This is a genomic window from Cellulosimicrobium sp. G4 BAM 1002, assembly GCF_057126935.1.
Genome location: NZ_CP182109.1, coordinates 2,704,390 through 2,716,097 on the forward strand (window position 1 = coordinate 2,704,390; position 11,708 = coordinate 2,716,097).

General features: G+C 72.5%; 8 protein-coding genes. 1 reads left to right on the forward strand and 7 read right to left on the reverse strand.

Annotated features, from left to right (window positions below):
* Nucleotides 1-18: 18 nt before the first annotated feature.
* Nucleotides 19-900 carry a TrmH family RNA methyltransferase gene (locus ACMXGY_RS12250; RefSeq protein ID WP_483773268.1) on the reverse strand — a complete coding sequence of 294 codons (882 nt, stop codon included), beginning with the start codon at nt 898-900 and terminating at the stop codon, nt 19-21.
* A gap of 106 nt (nt 901-1,006) precedes the next feature.
* Here ACMXGY_RS12250 and ACMXGY_RS12255 point away from each other — a divergent pair, with 106 nt between their 5' ends.
* Nucleotides 1,007-3,928: a cation-translocating P-type ATPase gene (locus tag ACMXGY_RS12255; protein WP_483773269.1), complete on the forward strand. Its 2,922-nt coding sequence runs from the start codon at nt 1,007-1,009 to the stop codon at nt 3,926-3,928.
* 254 nt (nt 3,929-4,182) lie between these two features.
* On the opposite strand, the gene ACMXGY_RS12260 is transcribed toward ACMXGY_RS12255, so the two are convergent.
* The 6 genes from ACMXGY_RS12260 to ACMXGY_RS12285 all read right to left on the reverse strand — a co-directional run bounded on the left by ACMXGY_RS12260 (nt 4,183) and on the right by ACMXGY_RS12285 (nt 11,700).
* Entirely contained in the window at nt 4,183-6,267 is a 2,085-nt protein-coding gene (locus ACMXGY_RS12260; protein WP_483773270.1) for an ABC transporter ATP-binding protein, read from the reverse strand.
* On the reverse strand, nt 6,264-7,997 hold the full coding sequence (locus ACMXGY_RS12265; RefSeq protein ID WP_483773271.1) for an ABC transporter ATP-binding protein: 1,734 nt from the start codon (nt 7,995-7,997) through the stop codon (nt 6,264-6,266). Before ACMXGY_RS12265 ends, ACMXGY_RS12260 begins: the two co-directional genes overlap by 4 nt.
* Before the next feature lie 155 nt (nt 7,998-8,152).
* Nucleotides 8,153-8,896 (reverse strand): TetR/AcrR family transcriptional regulator, encoded by a 744-nt coding sequence (locus ACMXGY_RS12270; RefSeq protein WP_483773272.1) that lies wholly within the window; start codon nt 8,894-8,896, stop codon nt 8,153-8,155.
* Between the two features lie 94 nt (nt 8,897-8,990).
* Nucleotides 8,991-10,301, reverse strand: coding sequence for an SPFH domain-containing protein (locus tag ACMXGY_RS12275; RefSeq protein WP_483773273.1), 1,311 nt, complete (start codon nt 10,299-10,301; stop codon nt 8,991-8,993).
* Between the two features lie 68 nt (nt 10,302-10,369).
* On the reverse strand, nt 10,370-10,840 hold the full coding sequence (locus ACMXGY_RS12280; protein WP_483773274.1) for an NfeD family protein: 471 nt from the start codon (nt 10,838-10,840) through the stop codon (nt 10,370-10,372).
* 71 nt (nt 10,841-10,911) lie between these two features.
* The gene (locus ACMXGY_RS12285; protein ID WP_483773275.1) at nt 10,912-11,700 is read right to left on the reverse strand and encodes an ABC transporter ATP-binding protein; all 789 of its coding nucleotides are present in this window, start codon (nt 11,698-11,700) and stop codon (nt 10,912-10,914) included.
* Nucleotides 11,701-11,708: the final 8 nt, after the last annotated feature.

An 11,708-nucleotide genomic window follows, 5' to 3' on the forward strand; every position in this document is an offset into this window, starting at 1 on the left:
ACCGCCGACGCCCCGCGGTCAGTCCACCCGCGTCGCCCAGAACGCGACGGCCGACGCCGCGGCGACGTTCAGCGAGTCCACTCCCCCGGCCATGGGGATCGTCACGACGCTGTCCGCCGCCTCGATCGCGCCGCGAGAGAGCCCGTCGCCCTCGGTGCCGAGCACGAGGGCGAGCCGCTCGGGCGGGTCGGCGACGACGTCGTCGAGGCTCACCGCGTCGTCGGCGAGCGCGAGCGCCGCGACCACGAACCCCTCGTCGCGCAGCACGTCGAGCCCGCCGGGCCACGACTCGAACCGCGTCCACGGCACCTGGAACACCGTGCCCATGCTCACGCGCACCGAGCGGCGGTACAGCGGGTCGGAGCAGCGCGGCGAGACGAGCACCGCGTCGACGCCGAGGGCCGCCGCCGACCGGAAGATCGCACCGACGTTCGTGTGGTCCACGATGTCCTCGAGCACCGCGACGCGCCGCGCACCGGTCCCGCCGCGCGCGGCGGCGAGCAGGTCGTGGACGGTGGGGACCGGCGGGCGGTGCATGGCCGCGAGCGCCCCGCGGTGCAGGTGGAACCCGGTGATCGCCTCGAGCACGTCGGGTGCGCCGAGGTACACCGGGACGGGCTCGCCCGTGCCGCCCGGGGCGTCGTCGACCGGGAGCGCGGCGATGTCGTCGGCGAGGTCGTCGAGCCAGCGCTCCGCCATGAGGAACGACCGCGGCCGGTGCCCGGCGGCGAGCGCGCGCCGGATGACCGTCGAGCTCTCCGCGATGTACAGCCCCTTCTCGGGTTCGTGCTTGGACCGCAGCGCGACGTCGGTCAGGCGGTTGTAGTCCGCGAGGCGTTCGTCGGCGGGGTCGGTGACGTGCACGACCCGCAGGCCTGCCCGGGTGCTGGTCTCGCTCACGGCGTCGATTCTCCCAGCCTCACGACGCGTGCCGCCGCAGCAGGGTGACCCTGCTCACGGTCTTTCGTCTCTCGCGCGATCCGGGCATCGGGGGTCGAATAGGGGCATGGGACCCGCGCCGGACGCTGCACCGACCCCCGCCTCGGCGGCCTCTTCGACCTCCGCGAGCACAGCCGAGCGCCTCCTCGACGCGCCGTGGTCGCGCCCGCCCGACGACGTCCTCGCCGAGCTGGGCACGGACGCGGGGGGACTGTCGAACGCCGACGCAGCGACGCGGCTCGCGGAGGTGGGGCCCAACCGGCTCCCCCCGCCGCAGCGCGACCCGCTGTGGAAGCGGATCCTCGTGCATTTCGACGACGTCCTCATCTACATCCTGCTCGTCTCGGCCGTGCTCAAGGCGATCCTCGGCGACTGGGTCGACTTCACGGTCATCCTCGCGGTCGCGGTCATCAACGCGGCGATCGGCTTCATCCAGGAGGGCCGCGCGGAGAGCGCGCTCGAGGGCATCCGCAACATGCTGTCGGTCAACGCCGAGGTCCGGCGCGACGGCGCGTGGGCGCGCGTGGACGCCGACGACGTCGTGCCGGGCGACGTGGTGCGCGTGCGGTCGGGCGACCGCGTGCCCGCGGACGTGCGGCTGCTGCAGGCGACGAACCTGCGCGTCGAGGAGTCCGCGCTCACGGGCGAGTCGGTGGCGGCGTCGAAGTCGGCCGACGCGGTGGGCGCGGACGCGGGGGTCGGCGACCGGTCGAGCATGCTCTTCTCGAGCACGATCGTCGCCGCGGGTCAGGGCGTCGGCGTCGTGACGGCGACGGGCTCGGCCACGGAGATCGGCCGCATCCAGACGATGATCTCCGAGGTCCGCAGCCTCGCGACGCCGCTCACGCGCCAGCTCGACCGGTTCGGCAAGCTGCTCGCGGTGCTCATCCTCGCGATGGCCGTCGTCATGGTGATCATCGGCCGGGTCGTCCACGACTTCTCCGTGCCCGAGCTGATCTCGGCGTCGATCGGCTTCGCCGTCGCCGCGGTGCCCGAGGGCCTGCCCGCGCTCGTCACCATCACGCTCGCGCTCGGTGTGCAGCAGATGGCCCGCCGCCGGGCGATCACACGCAAGCTGCCCGCCGTCGAGACGCTCGGCTCGGTCACGACGATCTGCTCCGACAAGACCGGCACGCTCACGAAGAACGAGATGACCGCGCGCACGGCCCGCACGCGCGGTCGCGCGTTCGCCGTCGCGGGCGCGGGGTACGCGCCCGTCGGGGACGTGACCGTGCCCGACGGCGGCCCTCGCCCCGCGGGGATCGACGCACCGGGCGAGGCGGCCGACCAGGGCACCGCGCCGGCGTCGGGCACGAGGACCGCCGACCTGGCCCGCGACCGCGACCTCGCGGCCCTCGCGACGGTCATGATGCTGTGCAACGACGCGCGGGTCGTCCCGGACGCGTCGGACGCCGACGGCTGGCGGCTCGTGGGCGAGCCCACCGAGGGCGCGCTGCGCACGCTCGGCATGAAGGCGGGGGTCGACCCCACGGGGTGGCGGCGCGTCGCCGTCGTCCCGTTCGAGTCCGAGAACAAGTTCATGGCGACGCTCGACGCCGACCCCGACGGCATCCTGCACGTGCACGTCAAGGGCGCGCCCGACCGCGTGCTCGACCGCTGCGCGACCCAGGTCGGACCCGACGGGACGTCCGAGCCGCTGGACCGCGCCTTCTGGGACGAGCAGATCGACGCGCTCGGCGCGCGCGGGCTCCGGGTCCTCGCCGCCGCGCGGCGGGCCGCCGCCGAGGGCACGGACGACCTCGACGCGGGCGACGTCGACGACGGGCTGGAGCTGTGCGGGCTCGTCGGGATCGTCGACCCGCCGCGGCCCGAGGCTGTCGAGGCCATCGCCGAGTGCCGCGACGCGGGCATCCGCGTGAAGATGATCACCGGCGACCACGCGGGCACCGCGCTCGCGATCGGCCGCGAGATGGGCATCGTCGACCCCGACGACGGGACCGGCGCGTCCGGGGCGCCCGCCGTGCTGACCGGGCCGGAGCTCGAGGAGATGAGCACCGAGCGGCTGCGCCAGGTGGTGCGCGACGTCGACGTGTACGCGCGCACGAGCCCCGAGCACAAGATCCGGATCGTCTCGGCTCTGCAGTCGCACGGCGAGGTCGTCGCGATGACGGGCGACGGCGTGAACGACGCGCCCGCGCTGACGCAGGCCGACGTCGGCGTCGCGATGGGCATCAAGGGGACCGAGGCGACCAAGGAGGCCGCCGAGGTGGTGCTCGCCGACGACAACTTCGCGACCATCGAGCGGGCCGTCGAGGAGGGGCGGCGGATCTACGACAACATCCGCAAGTCCGTGCTCTTCCTCCTGCCGACGAACGGCGCGCAGTCGCTCGTCATCCTCGTCGCGGTCCTCTTCGGGCTCACGCTGCCGCTGCAGCCCGTGCAGGTGCTGTGGATCAACATGATCACCGCCGTCACGCTGTCCCTCGCGCTCGCGTACGAGAAGGCGGAGCCCGACGTCATGCGTCGTGCCCCGCGCGACCCGAAGGCGTCGATCCTCGACGGCGCCTACGTGCGGCGCATCCTGCTCGTCTCGCTCCTCATCGGCGGCGCGACGATCCTGCTGTTCTACGTCGAGCGCGCCCAGGGCGTGCCGCTCGCCGAGGCGCAGACGACGGCGGTCACGATGCTCGCGCTCGGCCAGCTCGCGTACCTGTTCAACTGCCGCTTCCTCGACCGGTCGAGCCTCACGCTCGACGTGCTGCGCGGCAACCGCGTCGTGTGGATCTCGGCGGTGACGCTGCTGGCGCTGCAGGCCGTGTTCGTCTACGCGCCCTTCATGCACACGTGGTTCGACTCCGCGCCGATCGACGCGCTCGAGTGGGGCAAGACGCTGGGGCTCGCGCTGGTCGTCTTCCTGCTCGTCGAGGTGGTCAAGTGGGTCGGCCGGCGCTGGACGGCGCGCGACCACGTCCCCACGCTCGTCGACCGCCACCACGGTGCGTCCGCGGGCGGCGACGTGCGACGCTGATCCTGCTCGACCCGGAGCTCCGAGCCCCGAACCGCAGACCCCAGAAGTCCCGAGGAGAGACACCGTGTGCAGTCCCGCCCTGTGCCGCACGTGCGGCAAGACCACCTGGACCGGCTGCGGCATGCACGCCGACGAGGTCATGGCCGAGGTGCCGCCCGAGCAGCGCTGCACCTGCGCCTGACCGAGCCTGCCGAGGACGGCGAGGGCCCGCGCTCGGCTCACCCTCGGGTGCACCGCGCGCGGGCCGAGCCGTGTCAGCCGCCGGCCGGCCGCCCTGCGGGCACCGCGGCGGCGTCCTCGGCATCCTCCGCCTCGGCGCCGACGGGCGCCGCGAACTGGCTCTCGTACAGGCGTGCGTACGCGCCGCCCGCCGCCAGCAGGGCGTCGTGCGTGCCCTGCTCGACGATCGAGCCGTGCTCCATGACGAGGATCGTGTCCGCGTCGCGGATCGTCGAGAGCCGGTGCGCGATGACGAACGACGTGCGCCCGGCGCGCAGCGCGTTCATCGCCTGCTGCACGAGCACCTCGGTGCGCGTGTCGACGGAGCTCGTCGCCTCGTCCAGGACGAGGATCGCCGGGTCGGCGAGGAACGCGCGCGCGATCGTGAGGAGCTGCTTCTCCCCCGCGCTCACGCTCGAGCCCTCGTCGTCGATCACGGTCGCGTACCCGTCGGGCAGCGTCCGCACGAACGGGTCGACGTGCGTCGCCCGGGTGGCGGCGAGGAAGGCCTCCTCGTCGACGGTCCGGCCGTCGCGCACGCCGTAGCGCAGGTTCTCCTCGATCGTGCCCTTGAACAGCCAGGTGTCCTGGAGCACCATCCCGATGTCGGAGCGCAGACCGTCGCGCGTCATGTCGCGCGTGTCGACGCCGTCGAGCGTGATCCGCCCGGAGTCGACGTCGTAGAAGCGCATGAGCAGGTTGACGAGCGTCGTCTTGCCGGCGCCCGTCGGCCCGACGATCGCGATCGTCTGGCCCGGCTCCACGACGAGGTCGAGGTGCTCGATGAGCGGGACCTCGGGGTCGTACGAGAACGAGACGTCCTCGAACGCGACGCGGCCCCGGACCGGGTCGACCGTCGCGGCGGGCGACGGGTCGGGCGTCTGCTCCTCGGCGTCGAGCAGGTCGTACACGCGCTCGGCAGACGCCACGCCCGACTGGAGCAGGTTCATCATCGACGCGATCTGCGTGATGGGCTGCGTGAACTGGCGCGAGTACTGGATGAACGCCTGCACGTCGCCGAGAGTCAGGGTGCCCGACGCGACGCGCAGGCCGCCGACGACCGCGACGATGACGTAGTTGAGGTTCGCGACGAACCCCATCGCCGGCTGGATCGTCCCGGAGATGAACTGCGCCTTGAAGCTCGCGTCGTACAGGTCGCCGTTCTCGCGCTCGAAGTCGTCGATCGCCGCCTGCTGGTGGCCGTAGACCTTCACGAGAGTGTGACCGGTGTACATCTCCTCGATGTGGGCGTTGAGACGCCCGGTCGCGGCCCACTGCTGGATGAACTGCGGCTGCGAGCGCTTCGCGATCTGCGCCGTGATGATCACCGACAGCGGGACCGTGACGAGCGCGACCACCGCGAGGAGCGGCGAGATCCAGAACATCACGCCGAGGACGCCGAAGACCGTGAGCACCGACGTGACGAGCTGGGACAGCGTCTGGGTCAGCGTCTGGGAGATGTTGTCGATGTCGTTCGTCACGCGCGAGAGGATCTCGCCGCGCTGGTTGCGGTCGAAGTACGACAGCGGGAGCCGCCCGAGCTTCGTCTGCACCTCGGCGCGCAGCCGGTAGACCGTGCGCTGGACGACGATCGCCGTGATGCGTCCCTGGAGCCAGCCGAAGAGGAACGACCCCACGTACACGGCCAGGACCCAGGCGAGCACCGTCGCGAGCGCCGAGAAGTCGATGCCCGCGCCGGGCACGAGTCCCGGGACGCCGGAGACGAGTTCCGCGACCTGGTCCTGACCCTGGGCGCGCAGCGCCTCCACGGCCTGCGCCTGCGTCACGCCCGCGGGGAGCTGGGAGCCGACGACGCCCGCGAAGATGATGTTCGTCGCGTTGCCCAGGAGCTTCGGGCCGGCGACGGCGAGCGCGACGGACACGACGCCGAGGATCACCACGGCGACGATCGGCACGCGCTCGGGCCGCAGGGACCCGGCGAACCGGCGGAGCGAGCCCTTGAAGTCCAGGGCCTTCTCGGTGGGCATTCCCATGCCACCCATCGGGCCCGGGCCACCACCGCCGCGAGGGCGGCCCGCGAGGCGGGTCCGCGCGACGTCCTTGCCGGGAGCGTCCGTCGCGGGGGCGTCGGTGGCCGGGGCGTCCTGCTCGCCGCTCATGCTGCCTCCTCCATGGAGAGCTGGGAGTAGACGATCTCCTGGTAGGTCTCGTTCGACTCCAGGAGCTCGGTGTGCGTGCCCCGGCCGACGATGCGGCCGTGGTCCAGCACGAGGATCTGGTCGGCGCCGCGGATGGTCGCGACGCGCTGCGCGACGACGATCACGGTGGAGTGCCGGGTGCGGGGCGCGAGCGCGGCACGCAGCCGGGCGTCGGTCGCGTAGTCGAGCGCCGAGAAGGAGTCGTCGAAGAGGTAGACCGCAGGGTCGCGCACGACCGCCCGCGCGATGGCGAGCCGCTGACGCTGCCCGCCCGAGAAGTTCGTGCCGCCCTGCGCGACGGGTGTGTCGAGACCGGCGTCGAGCGCCTCCACGAACTCGCGTGCCTGCGCGACCTCGAGCGCCGCCCACACCTCGTCGTCCGTGGCGTCGGGCTTGCCGTAGCGCACGTTGTCGGCGATCGTCCCGGAGAACAGGTACGCCTTCTGCGGGACGAGGCCGAGCAGCGAGCCGAGGTCGGCGCCGGTGAGGTCGCGCACGTCGGTGCCGTCGATCCGCACCGTCCCGGCGGTGACGTCGAAGAGCCGCGGCACGAGGTTGAGGAGCGTCGTCTTGCCCGACCCGGTGGAGCCGATGATCGCGGTGGTCTGCCCGGGCTCGGCCGTGAAGCTCACGTCGTGCAGGACCGGCTCCTCGGCACCGGGGTAGCCGAACTCCACGCCCTCCAGCTCGACGCGACCCGTGCGGCTCGTCAGGGCGACGGGACGCTCCGGCTCGACGACCGTCGCAGGCGTGCTCACGACGTCGGTGATGCGCTCCGCGGACACCGCGGCGCGCGGCACCATCATGAACATCATCGTCGACATCATCACGGCCATGAGGATGTACATGAGGTAGGACAGGAACGCCGTGAGCGCCCCCACCTCCATGTTCCCCGCGTCGATCTGCCGGCCACCGAACCACAGCACGGCGACGCTGGAGGCGTTCATGACGAGCATGACGGTCGGGAACATGAGCGCCATGAGCTTGCCCGCCTTGAGCGAGACGTCGAACAGCGCGTCGTTCGCGACCGCGAACCGCTCCTCCTCACGACGCTCGCGCACGAACGCGCGGACCACGCGGATACCCGTGATCTGCTCGCGCAGGACGGCGTTGATCGCGTCGATCTTCTTCTGCATCTGCCGGAAGTACGGGACCATCCGCCAGATGATCAGCCCCACGGCCACGCCGAGCACGGGGACGATGACGAGGAGCAGTGCCGAGAGCTCGACGTTCTCCTGGAGCGCCATGACCACGCCGCCGACGAGCATGATCGGCGCCATGACCATGATCGTCAGCGAGAGCAGCACGAGCATCTGCACCTGCTGCACGTCGTTGGTCGTGCGCGTGATGAGCGACGGCGCACCGAACTGGCCCATCTCCTGCGCCGAGAACCGCTGGACGTTCGTGAAGAGCCTGGCCCGGACGTCCCGGCCGAACGACATCGCGACCCGTGCGCCGAAATACACGGCGGCCACGGCGCACACGACCTGGCCGAGGCTCACGAGCAGCATCCAGCCGCCGGTGCGCATGATGTAGGCGGTGTCGCCCCGCGTCACGCCCTGGTCGATGATGTCGGCGTTGAGGCTCGGGAGGTAGAGCGACGCCAGGGTCGCGAGGAGCTGGAGCACGAGGAGGACGACGATCGGCGTCCGGTACGGACGCAGCTGCGTCCGCAGCAGTCTGACGAGCATGGGGTTCCTGTCCGGGTGGGGGCTTCAGGACGACGCGCGGCGAGGCCGCGCGGGGACCGCCGACGGCGGGAGGGCACCGCTCAGGGCGCGGTTCGGGGCGGGTGATCGCCGGGGCGAGCGGCGCACCTCGGCCGACGAGAGGGCCGGTCGATCCGTCAGGGCGACGGGTCGGTGGTGACGTCGGCACCGATGCCGCCGAGGACCACGTCGGCGAGCTGCACGGCGTCGAGCGTGTCACCGCCGGAGAGGTGCGGCAAGGCATTTCCGAAGACGAGCGAGAAGACGGCGCGAGCGGCGAGCGCCGGGTCCACGCGCAGCTCGTCGCGGTGCGCCTCGAGCGCGCGTTCGATCGCCCCGACGATCGCGCGGGCTGACCGTTCGCGCACGTCGACACCTGCGCCGGGCGCGCCGTGCCACCGGCGCACGGCCTCGGCGCGCCGTTCGTCGGCGACCGGCTCCTGCGGGGCGGCGGCCCCGTCGCGGCCCCGCATCACGTCGCCGTGCCGGTGCGGGTCGAGCACCTGGTGCGCGGCGGCGAAGATCCGCATGCCCACGCGCTGCGCCTCGAGGAGGAACTCGACGAGGCTCGTGACGAGGGGTCGCAGGCCGTCGTCGTCGGGGAGCAGGCCGATCGCCTCGACGGCCGGCGCCGGGTCGAGCGAGCGCACCACGGCCGCGTGCAGGATCTCGTCCTTGTCGGCGAACGCTCGGAACAGCGTCCCTTCCGCGACGCCCGCGGCGTCGGCGATCTGGCGTGTCGTCACCGCGGCACCGTGCTGGACGAGGAGCGGGATGGTCGCCGCCGCGATGGCGTCCCGGCGGTCCTCGCGCGACAGGGGGCGCGCACGGGAGCGCTCCGGGGCGGGCGACACGTCCGGCGGGACGGAGATCGGGATCACGCCTGCGATCGTAACTGAGTGAGCACTCACTCGCACCCACGTACGCCCAGGGCGAAAGCGCAAAGGCCCCGCACCTCACGGTGCGGGGCCTTCCTCAGCGGCTCGGCGGGTACGACGGCGGGGGCTCGTCCGCGGACGGCTCTCCCTGCTGCGGCGCGTCCTCCACGGAAGGCGGCGGGGGCGGCGCGTACCGCGCCGGCCCGCCGAGCGGGCGCGGAGCAGCGGTACCGGGCTCGACCGGCGGCACGCGGTGCTCGCCGGAGCCGCCGGGGTGCTGACCGCGCTCGGTCTGCGGGTCGAACGGCAGACCGGAGCGCGTCCCCGCGCTCGTCGCGTCGGCGGTCGCCGCCTCGGCCTGGCGTCGTGCCTCGGCGAGGGCCTCGGCCGGGTCCGTGAGCGACGGCGTCCCGAACTTCACGCGGTCGCGGTCGCGCTCCCGGCGCGCCTCCGCGCTCGCCTCGGCGTCGGCGTCGGACGTCTCCGCCACCCCCGGCACTCCCCCGCCGCTGATGCCCGGCACACCGCCGAAGCCCTTGGCGATGGAGCCGAGCGCTGCGGTGAACTCCGTCGGCACGACCCACAGCTTGCTCGCGGTGCCGTTGGCGATCTGCGGGAGCATCTGCAGGTACTGGTACGCGAGCAGCTTGGGGTCGGCGTCACCCTCGTGGATGGCGTCGAAGACCTGGAGGATGGCGCGCGACTCTCCCTCCGCACGCAGGATCTGGGACTGCGCGTCACCCTCGGCACGGAGGATCGCGGCCTGCTTCTCACCCTCGGCCGTGAGGATCTGCGACTGCTTGACGCCCTCGGCGGTGAGGATCGTGGCGCGACGGTCACGCTCGGCGCGCATCTGCTGCTCCATCGAGCCCTGCACGCTCGGCGGCGGGTCGATCGACTTGAGCTCGACGCGGTTGACGCGGATGCCCCAGCGGCCGGTGGCCTCGTCGAGCACGCCGCGGAGCTGGCCGTTGATCTGGTCGCGGCTCGTGAGCGTCTGCTCGAGGTCCATGGAGCCGATGACGTTGCGCAGCGTCGTGACCGTGAGCTGCTCGATCGCCGTGATGTAGTTCGCGATCTCGTAGACGGCCGACTTCGGCTCCGTCACCTGGAAGTAGATGACCGTGTCGATGCTCACGACGAGGTTGTCGGAGGTGATGACCGGCTGCGGCGGGAAGGACACGACCTGCTCGCGCAGGTCGACCGACGCCCGCACACGGTCGATGAACGGCACGAGGAGGTGCAGCCCGGGCTCGAGCGTGCGGGAGTAGCGACCCAGCCGCTCGACGATGATCGCGACCGCCTGCGGCACGATGCGCACCGCCTTGACGAGCGCCACGATCACGAAGATCAGGACGAGCGCGAGAACCACGTACGCGAGGATCGTTCCGGGACTGGGGTCGTTCATCGACTACCTCCTGGTGGTCGGTCGCTCCGCCGTGCCGGCGGAGCATGACGGTGCGGCGGGACGACCGGTCACGTCCCGGTCGGGTGGTCGGCGGGCAGCGGGGCGACGACGGCGGTCGCGCCGTCGATCCGCACGACACGGACCTCGGTCCCCCCGGGGATCTCGGGAGCGTCGGGCTCGGTGCGGGCGGTCCAGACCTCCCCGACGAGCTTGACCCGACCTCCGAACTCGCTGACGCGGTCGACCACGAGCGCCGTGCGCCCGACGTGCGCCGCGACGTTCGTCTCCGTCAACGGGACGCGTGAGCGCAGGTGCCGCAGGAGCCACGGTCGCAGCGTGACGAGCAGGATCACGCTAACGACGGCGAACGTCAGGATCTGCAACCACAACGGCCCGCCGGCGGCGTTGACGCCGGCTGCGGCGAGCGCGCCGCCGGCGAACATGATGAGGACCAGGTCCAGCGAGATGATCTCGATGAGGGCGAAGACCAGTCCCGCCCCGACCCACCACAGCCAGTCCATCTCGACCCCCGTTCCCACGTGGAGACTTTACACGGACTTTACCGAAGTTCCGCCCGGAATGCACGCCTTCTCGGAGGCCCCAGCGCGGCTCAGGGGCGCGCGGCGCGCGCCATCCACCGGCCCCCGCCGTGGGCGACGAGCAGCGGGAGCCCGAAGGCCTCGCTGAGGTTCTCGGCGGTGAGCACCTCGCCGATCGGACCAGCCCGGTGCACCTTCCCGTCGCGCAGCAGCATGAGGTGCGTGAAGCCCGGCGGGATCTCCTCGACGTGGTGCGTCACGAGGACGAGCACCGGCGACCGAGGGTCGCCGGCCAGCTCCGCGAGCGCCGCGACGAGCTCCTCGCGGCCACCGAGGTCGAGGCCGGCCGCCGGCTCGTCGAGGAGGAGGAGCTCGGGGTCCGTCATGAGGGAGCGGGCGATCTGCGTCCGCTTGCGCTCACCCTCCGAGAGCGTCCCGAAGGTGCGCTCCGCCAGGTGGGCCATGCCGAACGCGGCGAGCAGGTCGTCGGCGCGCTCGGCGTCGAACTCCTCGTAGGTCTCCCGCCAGCGACCGGTGACCCCGTACGCGGCCGTGAGCACGACGTCGCGCACGGTCTCGTCGCCGGGGATCCGCTCGGCCAGCGCGGCCGAGGCCAGGCCGATGCGGGGACGCAGCTCGAAGACGTCCGTGCGGCCCAGGCGCTCGCCGAGCAGCTCCGCCGTCCCGACGGTCGGGTGCATCCGCGCGGACGCGATCTGCAGCAGCGTCGTCTTGCCGGCGCCGTTGCGGCCGAGCACCACCCAGCGCTCGCCCTCGTTCACCTGCCAGTCCACCGCGTCGAGGATGGTCGTGGTGCCCCGCCGGACGGTGACACCCTTCAGGTCGAGAACGGCGCTCATGGTCCCCG